The organism is Ruegeria arenilitoris, assembly GCF_013031355.1.
In the GTDB taxonomy this organism is placed as follows: Bacteria; Pseudomonadota; Alphaproteobacteria; order Rhodobacterales; family Rhodobacteraceae; genus Ruegeria; species Ruegeria arenilitoris_C.
The window spans coordinates 572,166-586,644 of sequence record NZ_WPZO01000001.1; the positions used below are offsets into that span (position 1 = coordinate 572,166).

Annotated in this window: 13 protein-coding genes and 1 tRNA gene; 4 read left to right on the forward strand and 10 right to left on the reverse strand. The window is 60.3% G+C overall.

Annotated features, from left to right (window positions below):
• Window positions 1-48 precede the first annotated feature (48 nt).
• Both GOX63_RS02835 and guaB read right to left on the reverse strand, forming a co-directional pair.
• Window positions 49-1,206: an RsmB/NOP family class I SAM-dependent RNA methyltransferase gene (locus GOX63_RS02835; protein ID WP_170324963.1), complete on the reverse strand. Its 1,158-nt coding sequence runs from the start codon at window positions 1,204-1,206 to the stop codon at window positions 49-51.
• Between the two features lie 93 nt (window positions 1,207-1,299).
• Window positions 1,300-2,748 (reverse strand): IMP dehydrogenase, encoded by a 1,449-nt coding sequence (gene guaB / locus GOX63_RS02840; RefSeq protein WP_170324964.1) that lies wholly within the window; start codon window positions 2,746-2,748, stop codon window positions 1,300-1,302.
• 217 nt (window positions 2,749-2,965) lie between these two features.
• Between guaB and GOX63_RS02845 the strand changes: the two genes are divergently transcribed.
• Window positions 2,966-5,008, forward strand: a complete 2,043-nt coding sequence (locus tag GOX63_RS02845; protein WP_170324965.1) for an ASKHA domain-containing protein — start codon at window positions 2,966-2,968, stop codon at window positions 5,006-5,008.
• Between the two features lie 23 nt (window positions 5,009-5,031).
• Window positions 5,032-5,889 carry a class I SAM-dependent methyltransferase gene (locus tag GOX63_RS02850; RefSeq protein ID WP_170324966.1) on the forward strand — a complete coding sequence of 286 codons (858 nt, stop codon included), beginning with the start codon at window positions 5,032-5,034 and terminating at the stop codon, window positions 5,887-5,889.
• 2 nt (window positions 5,890-5,891) lie between these two features.
• On the opposite strand, the gene GOX63_RS02855 is transcribed toward GOX63_RS02850, so the two are convergent.
• The 5 genes from GOX63_RS02855 to GOX63_RS02875 all read right to left on the reverse strand — a co-directional run bounded on the left by GOX63_RS02855 (window position 5,892) and on the right by GOX63_RS02875 (window position 9,304).
• A tRNA-Gly gene (locus tag GOX63_RS02855) sits at window positions 5,892-5,965 on the reverse strand.
• Between the two features lie 64 nt (window positions 5,966-6,029).
• The gene (locus tag GOX63_RS02860; protein ID WP_170544719.1) at window positions 6,030-6,857 is read right to left on the reverse strand and encodes a polyphosphate kinase 2 family protein; all 828 of its coding nucleotides are present in this window, start codon (window positions 6,855-6,857) and stop codon (window positions 6,030-6,032) included.
• Between the two features lie 126 nt (window positions 6,858-6,983).
• Window positions 6,984-8,045: a methyltetrahydrofolate cobalamin methyltransferase gene (locus GOX63_RS02865; protein WP_170324988.1), complete on the reverse strand. Its 1,062-nt coding sequence runs from the start codon at window positions 8,043-8,045 to the stop codon at window positions 6,984-6,986.
• Between the two features lie 9 nt (window positions 8,046-8,054).
• Window positions 8,055-8,981: a methylenetetrahydrofolate reductase gene (locus GOX63_RS02870; RefSeq protein ID WP_170324989.1), complete on the reverse strand. Its 927-nt coding sequence runs from the start codon at window positions 8,979-8,981 to the stop codon at window positions 8,055-8,057.
• A gap of 26 nt (window positions 8,982-9,007) precedes the next feature.
• On the reverse strand, window positions 9,008-9,304 hold the full coding sequence (locus tag GOX63_RS02875; RefSeq protein ID WP_170324990.1) for a virulence factor: 297 nt from the start codon (window positions 9,302-9,304) through the stop codon (window positions 9,008-9,010).
• Between the two features lie 241 nt (window positions 9,305-9,545).
• On the opposite strand from GOX63_RS02875, the gene GOX63_RS02880 reads away from it, so the two are divergent.
• Together GOX63_RS02880 and GOX63_RS02885 are read left to right on the forward strand one after the other, a co-directional pair.
• Window positions 9,546-10,658, forward strand: coding sequence for a Ppx/GppA phosphatase family protein (locus tag GOX63_RS02880; protein WP_170324991.1), 1,113 nt, complete (start codon window positions 9,546-9,548; stop codon window positions 10,656-10,658).
• Complete coding sequence (locus GOX63_RS02885) at window positions 10,658-11,374, forward strand: RlmE family RNA methyltransferase (RefSeq protein WP_170324992.1); 717 nt, start codon at window positions 10,658-10,660, stop codon at window positions 11,372-11,374. The genes GOX63_RS02880 and GOX63_RS02885 overlap by 1 nt, the downstream gene beginning before the upstream one ends.
• 1 nt (window position 11,375) lies before the next feature.
• Here GOX63_RS02885 and GOX63_RS02890 read toward each other — a convergent pair whose 3' ends face one another.
• The 3 genes from GOX63_RS02890 to GOX63_RS02900 form a co-directional block, all read right to left on the reverse strand.
• Window positions 11,376-11,564, reverse strand: coding sequence for a hypothetical protein (locus GOX63_RS02890; protein WP_170324994.1), 189 nt, complete (start codon window positions 11,562-11,564; stop codon window positions 11,376-11,378).
• Window positions 11,565-11,661: 97 nt separating this feature from the next.
• Window positions 11,662-13,560, reverse strand: coding sequence for a multiheme c-type cytochrome (locus GOX63_RS02895; protein ID WP_170324995.1), 1,899 nt, complete (start codon window positions 13,558-13,560; stop codon window positions 11,662-11,664).
• On the reverse strand, window positions 13,557-14,423 hold the full coding sequence (locus tag GOX63_RS02900) for a YihY/virulence factor BrkB family protein (protein WP_170324996.1): 867 nt from the start codon (window positions 14,421-14,423) through the stop codon (window positions 13,557-13,559). Before GOX63_RS02900 ends, GOX63_RS02895 begins: the two co-directional genes overlap by 4 nt.
• Window positions 14,424-14,479: the final 56 nt, after the last annotated feature.

A 14,479-nucleotide genomic window follows, 5' to 3' on the forward strand; every position in this document is an offset into this window, starting at 1 on the left:
CTTAAAAGAAACCGGGAACTCTCCTTTAAGTTGCTATGTTCTGATGCGCTATCGCGTCAAGTGTGATGTGAAGAAACCGTCCGTGCCGTGGGAGACAAGCCACGTTTTCCGGAAATTCTCGGACCAGTCCGGATGTGTTCGCAAGAAGCCGTCGACAACTTCGCCGTTTTCGTCGTCCAGCATCGAGCAGGTCGCGTAGGCCAGAACACCAACCGGCGCGGTCATCGGCGCCAGCTGGTCCAGAATGGAGGTCTGAATTCCCGTCAGTTCCTGCAGGCGGCTTTCGGTCAGCGCCCATTTCCCTGCCGGAGCCCGCCGCCACGACCCGCTACCGGAACACGGTGCGTCGGCGAGGATCACGTCGAAGGGGGCGTGTTGCGCGAGATACTGGGTTGCCAGAATCTCCACCCGCACACCGGCCCGGTCCGCCCGCGCCGGAAGGTCTCGCATACGGGCAGCGTTCACGTCATGGGCAAAAACTGAAACACCTGCTTGCGCGGCCAGAGCCAGAGACTTACCGCCGCCGCCCGCACAAAAGTCCAACACCCGCATACCCGGACGCAAATCCAACGCTGCGACTACCGCCTGACTGGCCGCGTCCTGAAGCTCGACCAACCCGTCCGCATAAGCTCGGCTTTGCGCGATTTTGCGTGCCCCCTCGGAGACCTCCAACGCCGTATTACAGGCCAGATGTGCAGCGGCAATGATCCCATCGGCGGCCAGCGCCGAGATTGCCGTGGAAACGTCGGCTTTGATCAGGTTGACCCGCAAATGCACCGGCGCACGGCTTTGCAGGGCTTGCGCAACCGGCACCGCCTGATCCCCTAGCGAGGACTCGAACTTAGGCCACAGCCAATCAGGGATATCGTACTGCTCGGCCTCGGAGTTGAAATCACGTCCGACTTCGGTTTCGGCCAATACCTCGGGCGCGTGGCGGACACCCGAGAACACATCCTCCAACGGCGCGCCGGATGCACGCACGGTTCCGATCATTAAGCCACGCCCGGTCTCGGCCCCTCCGAGCGCCGCAAAGGATCGTTTACACCGCAATGCAGTGAATACATGATCGCGGATCGCAGCCCGATCCTTGGACCCGGCAAACCGGCTGCGGCGAGCCCAGTTGGTCAGAGATTTCTCGACGGGCGCGCCCGCGAGAATCTCATCAAGGATTTCGATCGAAGCCTGAATACGTGCGGCCGGCGTCATGCTGTCTTCCGATGCTGGTAAAGCGGCTTTTGCCCAAGCCACAAATGCAAAACGGCGCCCTACTGCGGGCGCCGTGAACCTTGAAAGCCGGGGTTACATCACCCGGTAGTTCGGGCTTTCGCGAGTGATCTGCACGTCATGCACATGGCTCTCTTTCAGACCCGCGCCAGTGATTTTGACGAAGTTGCAGTTCTTGCGCATGTCTTCGACCGTTGCGCAGCCGGTGTAGCCCATCGCGGCGCGAAGACCACCGACCAGTTGGTGTACCACGGCACTGGCCGAGCCCTTATAGGGCACCTGCCCCTCGATCCCTTCGGGCACCAGCTTGTCGTTCGCCGCATCCTTCTGGAAGTAACGATCCGCCGAGCCGCGCGCCATCGCGCCGAGGCTGCCCATGCCGCGATAGGATTTGAAGGAACGGCCCTGATACAGGATCACCTCGCCCGGGCTTTCATCGGTGCCCGCAATCATCGAGCCGACCATCGCGCAGGACGCGCCCGCCGCGATCGCCTTGGCGAAATCGCCCGAGAATTTGATGCCACCGTCTGCAATCACCGGAACATCTCCGGCTGCGGACGCGCAATCCATGATCGCAGTCAGCTGAGGCACACCTACACCAGCAACCATACGCGTAGTACAGATCGAGCCCGGACCGATACCAACCTTGATGGCATCCGCGCCGGCATCAATCAGCGCCTTGGTTGCATCGCCTGTGGCAACGTTACCAGCGATGATCTGAACCTCGTTCGACAGGGTTTTAACGCGCTTCACCGCGTCCAGAACGCCTTGCGAGTGACCGTGCGCGGTATCAACGACAATGATATCGGCTCCGGAGTCCACCAGTTGCTCGGACCGCTCAAACCCGGCATCACCAACCGAGGTCGCGGCCGCGACGCGCAAACGTCCCAGAGGGTCTTTGCAAGCGGTCGGGTTCAGAACGGCCTGTTCGGTGTCTTTCAGCGTCAGCAGACCTGTCAGCTTACCTGCGCCATCGACCACCAGCAGCTTTTCGATGCGGCGGGCCTTCATCAGGCTCTTGGCCTCTTCCAGATCAGCCGGTTCCTGCAACATGGCCAGATTGTCTGTGGTCATCATCGCCCTGATCGGCTGGTCATCCGAGGTCGCAAAGCGCATATCGCGGTTGGTCACGATGCCGACCACGCGACCCTCTTCGTCAACCACGGGGAAGCCGGTGAAGTTGTAGCGCTCGACCAGAGCCTTGGCATCCGCCAATGTCTGATCCGCCCGCAGCGTGACCGGGTTGTAGACGATACCCGATTCAAACCGCTTGACCCGGCGTACCTCGCGCGATTGCTCTTCCACCGAAAGGTTCTTGTGAATAACGCCAATGCCTCCGGCCTGAGCCATGGCGATGGCCATGCGCGCCTCGGTCACCGTATCCATGGCTGAGCTCAGCAGTGGGATGTTCATGCTGATCGCCCGCGTCACACGCGTGCTTGTATCCGCCGTCGCCGGCAGCACCGACGAGGACGCCGGAACCAAGAGAACATCGTCAAAGGTAAGTGCCTCACGAATCTGCATCTGCTAACCCCATGCAAAAGCCCGTTTGGCGGTGACCCTATTACATGGATTTAACCCAAGGAAAAGCCCCAGAGCTCAACTAGTTTTCGTCTGCGGGCCAATCCCAAGAGAAAAAACGACGCAACCCGTACAAAACGTGCCGCTGAATGCCCTTTCCCTTTGCGCGCAAACTCATATCTTGCCCGGCATACGCGCGAATACAAAAGGCAGGCCAGATATGACCACCGAACCCCTTGTTGTCTTTACTCCCTCGGGCAAACGCGGGCATTTCCCCGTTGGCACCCCGGTTCTGACCGCCGCCCGTCAATTGGGCGTCGATCTGGATTCGGTTTGCGGCGGGCGCGGAATCTGCTCGAAATGTCAGATCACCCCCAGCTATGGCGAGTTTCCCAAACACGGCGTGACCGTTTCCGAAGGCGCGCTGAGCGAATGGAACGCGGTAGAGCAGCGCTATGACGACAAGCGCGGGTTGAAACCCGGCCGCCGCCTGGGCTGCCAGGCCACCGTTCAAGGCGACATCGTGATCGACGTCCCACCAGAAAGCCAGGTGCACCGTCAGGTCGTCCGCAAAGCCGCCGCCGCGCGCGCTATCGTCATGGACCCGGCAACACGTCTGTATTTCGTTGTGGTCGAAGAACCCGACATGCACTCGCCCACCGGTGATCTGGAGCGTCTGGAGCGCGCCCTGCGCCAGCAGTGGAATATCGAGGCCGTGACCGCTGATCTGTCGCTGATGTCCAAGCTGCAACCCGTCCTGCGCAAGGGCAAATGGGAAGTCACCGTAGCCGTGCACAAAGGCCACAAGGATACGATTGCCCGGATTGTCGAAATCTGGCCTGGGCTGCATGAAAGCGGGCTGTATGGTCTGGCCATTGACCTCGGCTCGACCACTATCGCGGCGCACCTGACCGATCTGGAAACAGGTGAGGTCAAGGCATCCTCGGGCCTGATGAACCCCCAGATACGCTTCGGCGAAGACCTGATGAGCCGCGTGTCCTACGCCATGATGAACCCTGGCGGTGATCAGGAGATGACCAAGGCCGTGCGCGAGGCGATCAATGATCTGACCACCTCGATCGCTGAAGAAGCGGGCATCGATGCCGAACTGATCGTCGAGACGGTCTTCGTCTGTAACCCGGTCATGCACCACCTGCTACTGGGGCTGGACCCTGTCGAGCTGGGTCAGGCTCCGTTTGCGCTGGCGACCTCGGAAAGCATGTCCCTGCCCGCGCGCGAAATGGACCTGACCAAGATGAACCCGCGGGCACAGATCTATATCCTGCCCTGTATCGCGGGCCACGTGGGTGCGGATTGTGCTGCCGTTGCGCTGTCCGAAGAGCCGGGCAAATCCGAGGACCTCGTGCTGATCGTGGACGTGGGCACCAACGCGGAAATCCTGCTGGGCAACACCAGCCGCGTTCTGGCCTGTTCCTCACCCACCGGTCCAGCATTCGAAGGTGCCCAGATCAGTTCCGGCCAACGCGCCGCACCCGGTGCCATTGAACGGATCGAGATCGACCCTGTGACCAAGGAACCCCGCTTCCGCATCATCGGGTCCGAGAAATGGTCCGATGAGGAGGGCTTCGATCAGGACGTCGCCACCACCGGCATCACCGGCATCTGCGGCTCGGGCATCATCGAAGCCGTGGCCGAAATGCGCATCGCTGGCCTGTTGGACGAAAGCGGTCTGATCGGATCAGCGGCACAAACCGGTACCGAACGCTGCGTTCCCGAAGGCCGCACCAACGCCTATCTGATCCACGATGCCAGCGCCGAAGGTGGCCCGCGTATTACGGTGACACAAGGCGACATCCGCGCCATTCAACTGGCCAAATCCGCGCTGTATGCCGGTGCGCGGCTGTTGATGGACGTCATGGAAGTCGACAAGGTCGATCGCGTTGTTCTGGCCGGGGCGTTCGGAGCCCATATCTCGACCAAACACGCGATGGTTCTGGGCATGATCCCCGACGCACCGCTCGACAAAGTGTCCAGCGCCGGCAACGCCGCGGGCACCGGTGCCCGGATCGCGCTGTGTAACATCGGAGCCCGGACCGAGATCGAACGCGTTGTGCGCGAGATCACCAAGGTCGAAACCGCCATCGAGCCCAAGTTCCAGGATCACTTCGTGGCCGCAAACGCGATCCCGCACAAAACCGATCCATTCCCGGAACTGGCGCAGGTCGTCACCCTGCCCGCGCCCTCGTTCAACACCGGCGGAGATGAGGAAAAGTCTGGCCGCCGCCGCCGCAGGAGGTCATAGTCGCCCCAACCACGGGGGCACAGATGACGTCAGCAAACGAAGAACAGGCAGAATACTGGGGTCAGTCTGAGAACGGCACCAAATGGTTGACCTACGAAGATCAACTGGACCACGTGCTTGCGCCTGTTCTGGATCTGGTTCTAAGCCGGGCTGACCTGTCTGCAGGAATGCAGGTTCTGGATATCGGTTGCGGCACGGGTGTCAGCACCCTTGCCGCAGCCCGTCGCGTTGGGCCAGACGGGCGTGTTCTGGCCGCCGATATCTCACAACCTTTTCTGAAGCGAGCTGCCACGCGCGCTTCTCAAGACGGGTTGGACAACATTCGGTTCCAGTACGCTGACGCGCAGACCTTTGCCTTTGAACCCGCCCTCATGGACGCAGCGATCTCGCGGTTCGGCGTCATGTTCTTCAGTGATTCAGTGGCTGCCTTTGCCAATATTGCCAAGGCACTGAAACCCGGCGCTCAGATGACTTTTGCGGCTTGGGGTCCTTTGGACGTGAACCCGTGGTTCCGCGTTCCTCATATTGCTGCCGTGAAACGATTGGGACAGCCTCCGCGCGTGGACCGCTATGCACCTGGCCCCCTCGCGTTTCACGACGTAGACCATGTCACAGGAATGATGGTTCAGGCCGGGTTGTCTGAAGTGAAGGCCGACGCAGTCCATTTGGAACTCCAAGGCGTCAATGGCGTTGAGGATACAGCGGCACTGTGTACGCGAGTGGGACCGGCCGCTCGGGTCATTTCACATTTCGCCGGGAACGAGCAGGACGTTCAAGCCATTCAGAAAGACGTCACCGCCGAGTTCCAAAACCTGCAAACCGGTACGGAACCCCGCATCCCTGCGGTCATCAACCTGTTTCAGGCCTGTCGATCCGAGTGATTTGGAGCGGGTAGCGGGAATCGAACCCGCGCGTTCAGCTTGGGAAGCTGACAGGCTACCATTACATCATACCCGCCGCGTAGCGCTGGATAACACCGCCCGCCGAACGACTTCAAGCGCCTTTCCAAGGCACCGAGCAATTACTCGGTCCGGGCGCGAAGACTGTCGATCAGCGACTGATCCACATCCAATGCCTCGCAGGCCGCGTCCAGTGTACGCCTGTCCAGGTGTTGCGGGCTCAGGTCGATGTCCTTGGAAAACGCATCAACAATTGCGCGCATCGCGCTGATTCTGGCGTATTTCTTGTTGTTCGCCGGAATGACGTGCCAAGGCGCGACTTCGGTCGAGGTCCGCGCCAGCATTTCGTCCACGGCCACTTCGGCTTCTGCCCACCTCTCCCGATTGCGGAAATCCTCATAAGTCAGTTTCCACCGTTTCATCGGGTTGCGAAGACGCTCGGTGAAGCGTGCCATCTGCTCTTCCGGAGAGATGTGGAAGAACAGCTTCACGATCCGGGTGCCGTCATCGACCAACATCCGCTCAAAATCGTTGATTTCACGATACGCGGCCTGCCAGCGTTTTTCCGGTGTGAATTTTTCCAGTCGCTCAACCAAAACGCGGCCGTACCAGCTGCGATCAAAGGCCGAGATTGCGCCTTCGGGCGGCAATCTTTCCCAGAACCGCAGCAGGTAATGGCGGTTCAGGTAGTAGTTGCGTGGTGCACCAATAGGCCACACCTTGAAACTACGCGGGTCCAGCGCCTGACTGATCCGGCGGATCGTGCCGCCCTTGCCTGCCGCGTCCCAGCCTTCGAACACAAGCACGCCTTTCGCGCCATGAAACAGAAACGCCTGCTGGATCAGCGCCAGCTGTGCCTGAAGATCGACCAGTTCTTCAAAATAGTCTTGCTTGCTCAGGCGCTTGCTCAGATCGGCGTCCGCCAATTTCGGAGGGTAATATTTGGTCATGAAAACACCTGATTTTTGCTGCGGGCTTGTGTCATTGTCGCAATCCCGACAATTCCCGGCCTTGATCAGGGTCAAAACGAAAAAGGCCGGGCACATGGCCCGGCCTTTGATCGAATTCTTAGGAAATCAAGCGCGACGGCGACGGCCACCACCGCGACGACCACCTGCGGCACCGGCAGCACCGGCCTCTTCTGGCGATTTGTTGAACTTGATCCAAGCTCCACCATGCGGGTCGTTGTTGGTCAGCAGGTTGGCGGCGCGGATGGCCTCCATTTCCTTGCCAGCGCGCGGCAGGGTCGAGCCCAGACCGAACATCTGAACGAAGGCTTCGTCGTCCATGCCCTCGGGCAGGATGATGCCAGCTGCGGCAACGGCCTCTTTCTTTTCGGCGATCTTCTTCTGCGTCACCGGCAGAGCCACCGGGTTCATGATCGCCGAAGTCATACCAGCGCCCATTGCCATCGGCAGAAAGGCGTTGTTGATGCCGTGACGGTTCGGCAGGCCGAACGAAATGTTGGACGCACCGCAAGTGGTGTTCACGCCCAGCTCTTCGCGCAGACGACGGACCAGTGCGAACACCTGCTGGCCAGCGGTTGCCATCGCGCCGATCGGCATCACCAGCGGGTCAACAACTATGTCATGCGCGGGGATGCCAAAGTCGGCTGCGCGCTCAACGATCTTCTTGGCCACGTCGAAACGGACATCGGGGTCTTCCGAAATGCCGGTGTCGTCGTTCGAGATCGCAACAACAGGAACGTTGTATTTCTTGACCAGCGGCAGAACCATCTCCAGACGCTCTTCTTCGCCGGTAACCGAGTTCAGCAGCGGACGGCCTTCAGCTGCCGCCAGACCGGCTTCCAGAGCACCCGGAACCGACGAGTCGATGCACAGCGGCACGTCGACCAGACCCTGCACCAGCTCGACGATCTTGGTCATCAGCGGCGGCTCGGTCTCGTTCGGGTTGGGGTTCGAGTTGTAGACAACGCCCGCGTTGATATCCAGAACGGTCGCGCCTGCAGCAACCTGTGCGATGGCGTCTTTCTCGACGGTCGAGAAATCGCCTGCTTCCAGTTCAGCGGCCAGTTTCTTGCGGCCGGTCGGGTTGATCCGCTCACCGATCACACAGAACGGTTCGTCGAAGCCCAGAACGGCGGTTTTTGTTTTTGATTCTACGACTGTACGGGTCATGTCCGTTCCTTAGGAGTTTACTGGCTTTGCCGAAGCGCCGCCGTTTTCGATTGCCCAGTTGGCGTTGGTCTTGATGCCACCAAGCGGGAAGAAATGCACGTTGGTGATGTTGAAGTCCGGGTTCGCCGCCTTGTGGTTGGCCAGTTCGGTCAGAACATCGGTCGGCTCATAAGGCAGCAGCAGCTTGGACACGTCCATGGCGCGCTTCTGCAGAACCTTCAGCGACGGGCCAACGCCACAGGCGATGGCGAATTTGATCAGGGTCTGCAGCTTGGCTGGACCTGCGATACCGATGTGAATCGGAAGATCGACGCCCGCTTCTTTCAGGCTGTCCGCCCATGCGATGATCGGCTTGGCGTCAAACGCGAACTGGGTCGCCAGCGCCATTTCTGCATCGGTGGTTTCCGAGAATTTCTGTTTCCAGCGCAGCGCGTCGTCAACATTTTTGGTCGAACCGTCGGGGTCGATGTCCTTGTTGCCCTCGGGGTGGCCGGCAACGTGCAGACGCTTGAAGCCCGCCTTGTCGAACAGACCGGTTTCCAGCAGCTGCATCGAGCTGTCGAAATCGCCGTGCGGCTTGGCAACGCCACCAGCCAGCAGCAGCGCCTGATCCACGCCTGCTTCGCCCTGATACATGGAGATCCAGTTCTCGAGCGTCGCCGCGTCCTTGATGATCCGCGCCGGGAAGTGCGGCATGACCGGGTATCCTTCGGCCGCGATCCGCTTGGCGGTCTTGACCATGTCCTCGATCGGCGTGCCCTCGATATGGGCGATGTAGACGCGGGTGCCTTCGGGCAGCAGCGCACGGAAGTCTTCGACTTTCTCGGCGGTGCGGGGCATTACCTCGATCGAATAGCCCTGCAAAAAGGCTTCGACGGTCGGGTTTACCGGGGCCTTTTCGGCCGCATCACGTTTCTTGAAGTTCAGCAAAGCCATAGTGGCCTCCCATATAGATCTGGGGCTCATGCCCAACCGTCATTAGCGATCAGCGCCTTGATGCGATCCTGATCGTATTCAGTTTCCAGACGCACAGCTTCGGCCTCGGCAATCTCGGACGGGTCGCCCTCAACCGCGAAAGGCTCTGCCTTGCGCCATTCAGCCAGGTAGGCATCGCTGTCCTTGGCGTTCACCTTCATGGCAGCACGGTCGATGGCTTGTTCAAACCGCTCCTCCAACTGCCGCTTTGCGCCACGACGGCCTTTGCCGACGATAACTTGGGCGGGAATGTCGCGCCAATATACGATGGTGACGTCAGGCATTGCCTTTGATTCCTCCTAACCAGATGGGCAGTTTCTAAACTTCTATGCGAGCTCAGGTCGGTCGAATTTCGACACACGGCGTATTTCAAGCGACCTTTTTGCCTACAACGGGATACAGGGCTTGTACTGAATTCTAACGCAAACGCGCACATCAAAATACTCATCACTTTAATGAGCGTCTTGCACGAAACAATTGCCCGACCTATGGTCAGGGTAACTCGAAAATCGGAGGGCGTTTAAGATGGCGCCCAAGCGTCCCAAAGGTGCGGGCGCGTTCCCGAAGGCGGTCGAAAGCCCCGCGCCGGCAAGACCCGATCCAGATGCGTTGTATGCGGCGCTGGATCTGGGAACTAATAGCTGCCGCATGTTGATAGCCCAGCCCAAGGGTAGCGGGTTCCATGTGGTGGATAGCTTCTCCAAATCCGTGCAGTTGGGCGCGGGTCTGGAACGGACCGGACGGCTGTCTCGGTCCTCGATGGCGCGCACCATACAGGCGCTGCGAATCTGCCAGCAAAAGCTGAAACGCAACAGGGTCAAACGGATGCGGCTGGTCGCGACCGAGGCCTGTCGGCGCGCGAAGAACTCACGGGATTTCATCCGGCAGGTGAGGCGCGAAACCGGCCTGACGTTGGAGATCATCCAGCCCGAGGAAGAGGCGCGTCTGGCCGTGATCTCCTGCGCGCCACTGGTATCGACCAAGACCGAGCAGTTGCTGGTCGTCGATATCGGCGGTGGTTCGACCGAGCTGGTGTGGATCGACATCTCATCGGTTCCGCGCCGCGACCGCCCTGCTGCAATCATGCGTCTGCACCACGGGTTCCATACGGCCGACAGTCCTTTTCCGGCAGCCAAGGTGGTGGACTGGATCAGCGTGCCCCTGGGGGTCGCAACGCTGCGTGACCAGTTCCACGATGTCGAGGACGACTCGGCCCGTTTTGCACTGATGAGCTGGTTTTTCGAAGAGAACCTCGCCGATTTCGCCCCCTACAAGGATGAACAGGCCCGCGAAGGGTTCCAGATCGTCGGCACCAGTGGCACCGTGACAACCGTGGCCGCATCGCATCTGGGTCTGAAGCGTTACGATCGCACCAAAGTGGACGGTCTGCGCATGACCAGCGATCAGATTGACAAAGTCATACGAGGGTACTTAGAACTCGGCCCACTGGGGCGGCGGCGCGATCCGCGGATCGGCGATGACCGGCAGGCCCTGATTATGTCCGGCTCAGCCATTTTGCAGGCATTGCTTCGCTGTTGGCCCACCGACCGCCTCTCTGTGGCGGACCGGGGGCTGCGCGAAGGTCTGCTTTATGCACAGATGAGTGCGGACGGCGTATTGGAAGACGGACCGTTCTGATGGCGAAGACACCGAATGGCAAAAACAACTCAGGCCGTGGACAGCGCGACCTGAAAGTCAAAGTCAAGACAGCGCGCGGGCGTAAGCTCAGCTCGACCCGTTGGCTTGAGCGGCAGTTGAATGACCCCTATGTGAAACGCGCGAATGCCGAAGGTTATCGCGGACGCGCGGCCTATAAGATATTGGAACTGGATGACAAGTTCCGCTTTCTGGTCCCCGGCGCGCGGGTGGTCGATCTGGGCTGCGCGCCTGGCGGCTGGCTTCAGGTTGCAGTTAAACGGGTGAACGCGCTGGGCGAAAAAAGCGGCAAGCGGATCGGCACCGTTCTGGGCGTGGACCTGCAAGAGGTTGAACCCGTCGCGGGCGCTACGGCGCATGTGCTGGACTTCATGGAGGACGATGCCGACCAGAAGGTCAAAGACTGGCTGGGCGGTAAAGCCGACGTGGTCATGTCGGATATGGCGGCGGCCTCATCGGGGCACAAACAAACCGACCACCTGCGGATCATGTCCCTGTGTGAAACAGCGGCCTATTTCGCCTTTGACGTGCTGGAAGAAGGCGGCACCTTTGTCGCCAAGGTTCTGGCCGGTGGCGCCGAGGGCGATCTGCAGAAGCTGTTGAAACAGAAGTTCGAGAAGGTGGCCAATGTAAAACCGCCCGCATCCCGTTCCGACAGTTCCGAGAAATTTGTGGTCGCCACGGGGTTCCGGGGCTGAATCAGTCGTCGATCCAGCTTCGATCTCCGGTCAAAAATTGCTCGCGCAGCGACGCGGTGGCAGTCTGTTGCAACAACAACGCCTCGCCGTGGTTGATGTATTCCGGCTTTTTGGCCTGCAAATCAGCGACCCTCTGACCCACGGACAAGGGGTTTTGCAGCTGCGACGTGTGGATCGGTTTCTGTGACATAGGCAGCCGTACAAGCGAAACAAAACAACATTGAGGACCATGGTTAACGCCCAAATTTGCCGGGATCGTGACCGAAACCGGGCCAAGCCTTGCCGTTTTACGGGGCCAGTTGCGCCCTGAATTGCAGCAGCACGGGATCGTTCGCCAACACTTCCAGCCCCTCTTGCAATACCTCCCGCGCCGCATCCGCGCCACGGTTGATCTGCGCCAGTTGCACCAGCATGGGCCAGGCCTCAGCCCGTTGTGGGTCCAGGGTGACAACCTCTCGAAAGGCGCGTTCGGCGGCCGGGGCGTTGCGGAAGGTCAACGCCATGCCCCCCAGAACAAGGTGGGTTTCGGGGAAGTCCAGACGGTTCGCAATCGTGCCCTGCCATTCTTCCATGCCCCTAGCGACCTGCGCCTGCTGTTCCGGGGTCAGGGCTTTGCCGGGGATGTTCAAAAACTCTTTGGCGGCTGAGATGCGGACGTTGCGCAATGGGTCGGACAGCAAGGGCTCCAGCCGCTGTATCTGATCCGGCAAGGCAGCCTGACGTTGCAAAACCACCGCGTTCGCGCGCACCAGCGGGTCTGTGTCAGACAACAACGAGGCCGTTTGTTCCGCGACGTCTGCCGAGCCGAAAGGTTGCAGCAAATAAGCGGCCGTAGCGCGGATGATACCCGGTTGGGAAGGATCCGTCGCAATCCCAAGCAGAGCGTCCGGCCCGTCAGCGCGCCCGTCTATAGCCGCTTGAAACACCGTTCCATAATTCGGCCCGCGGTGGGTGGACGCCGGAAACCACTCCTCTATCCGTTTCGCGGCCCAGGCCTGATCCTCGGCTTGGTGGCAATCGGTGCAAGCGTCTTCGCCTAACCCAAGATCGGGGCGCGGGATGCGAAAACTGTGATCGCGCCGCCCGTCGACGCCCATATAGACACGCTCGATCATATGGCAGGACTTGCACTGCGCGCCCGCACTGTCTTCCGGATGGTGGTGGTGCGCAGAGGTGTCATACTCCTTGGCGGTCAATGTCGGAAAATCAGGGTTGCCCGCCGGAGAGTGGCATTGCGTGCAGACCCCATTTCCGTCCGCCTTAAGCTCGGCGCTGTGCGGGTCATGACAGTTCATGCACCCAACGCCCTGCGCGTACATCTTGGATTGCAAGAACGAGCCGTAGACATAGACCTCGTCCAAAATCTGCCCGTCCGGGTGATAAAGACCGGGGCGCAGCACCGCCAAATTATATGCCTCGTGGTACGGCGTTCCCGGTGTCGGATTGCCGTCGCCATGCGCCTCGCGCCGCGAATGACATCCGGCGCATTGTTGGATTTCGTCCTCGGTCCGGCCCCTGCCCCAGCTCATGGTGAATCCGAATTCGTTCAGGTCGGCGGTGAGTTTCTGGCCTCGCGTCCAGTCGATATGTGCCGATCCGGGGCCGTGGCAGGCCTCGCACCCGACCCCGATCTCGGACTGAGTTGAGGCATAGCTGCGGGTCTGCGCGTCATAGTTCTTTTCGAACCCGGTGGCGTGGCATTCGGCACATCGGGCGTTCCAGTTCTTGTATGGGCCCGTCCAGTGCAGCCCGTCATCCGGCGGTAGGTCCTGATCGGGATACAGGTGGAACCACTGTCGGGCCTCGGTATCCCAGACGACATCGAAGCTTTGCAGCCGGCCGGGTTCTGTCTCGAACAGGTATTGCTGCAGGGGCTCGATCCCCACAACCGAATGCACACCGTATTCAGTGGTTACGCCGTCCTTTTCGGTCACGTTGGCCTGCGGACCATCGCTGGCCACACTGAACTCGACCGACATGCCGTCATGGTCGAACCGGGTTCCGTCAAAATCCGCCACGATATGCCCGGCCTCGATTTCGGTCCAGGCCAGCGCGTGATGAGAGGTCGCCCAGGCCTCGGCCTCAGCCGTGTGGCATTCGATGCACTGATCCGAGCCGACATATTCCGGCGATTGGGCAAATGCGAACCCTGGCAGAAACAGCCAGACGAGAAGCGCCGCCCTCACGTTTCGGGCCCGTCGGAATCGTTCTGCAGGTCCATCAGGGCGCCGTTATATTCCGCGCCCAGGATCAGGATCGCCGCGCAGAGATATAGAAAGATCAGCGCGGCCATCGCCCCGGCCAGCCCTGCATAGGTGGCGCTGTACGAGGCAAATTGCGCGATATAGACCGAAAAGCCCCATCCCCCTGCCGCCCACAAGGCCAGCGTCAGCAAGACGCCGGGCAGGATCTGCCGCAGCTTGTGGCGCCCGGTTGGCAGGATCAGATGCGCCAGGATGACGGCTCCGGCCGGAACGGCCACCGTGAAGGTCCAGCGCAAGCGATCCACCGACAACCATTCTGACACCTTCACGTCCGTCTTTTCGGAAACCAGATTCGTGTATACGGGCAGGATGACCTCGACCGCGGCAATGATCATGATGGTGATGCCACCCGCGATCACCAGACCCAGACACAGCAGCCGTGTTTTCCAGAACGGCCAGCTGTCAAAATCATGGTAGGCTTGGTTCATCGCCTTGCGCACCGCCATCACGCCGTTCGAGGCAAAGAACACCGCCAGCAGACCACCCAACGTAATCACGCCCGAGCTGGACTCGGCCAGAACCGAGCGCAATTCGGCAACGATCGGACCGGCCACATCCTTGGGCCATGCACCGAAAATCAGCTCGATCAATTCGTTGGTCACGTAATCCTGCGACAGCGACCCCGCCAGCGCCACGGTGAAAAGGGCAAATGGAAACACAGCTAACATCAGTGACATGGCGACGTGGCTGCTCATGACGAAGCCGTTCTTGGCATCAAATCGAGTGATGGCCACCCAAAGCGCCTGAATCGGTCGGTTGAGAAAGGGAATCACACTGGCATTCATACCGAAAGCCTAACCCGCCAGCATTGGCCGCTAAACCGGCAAATCCGCTTTCTGCG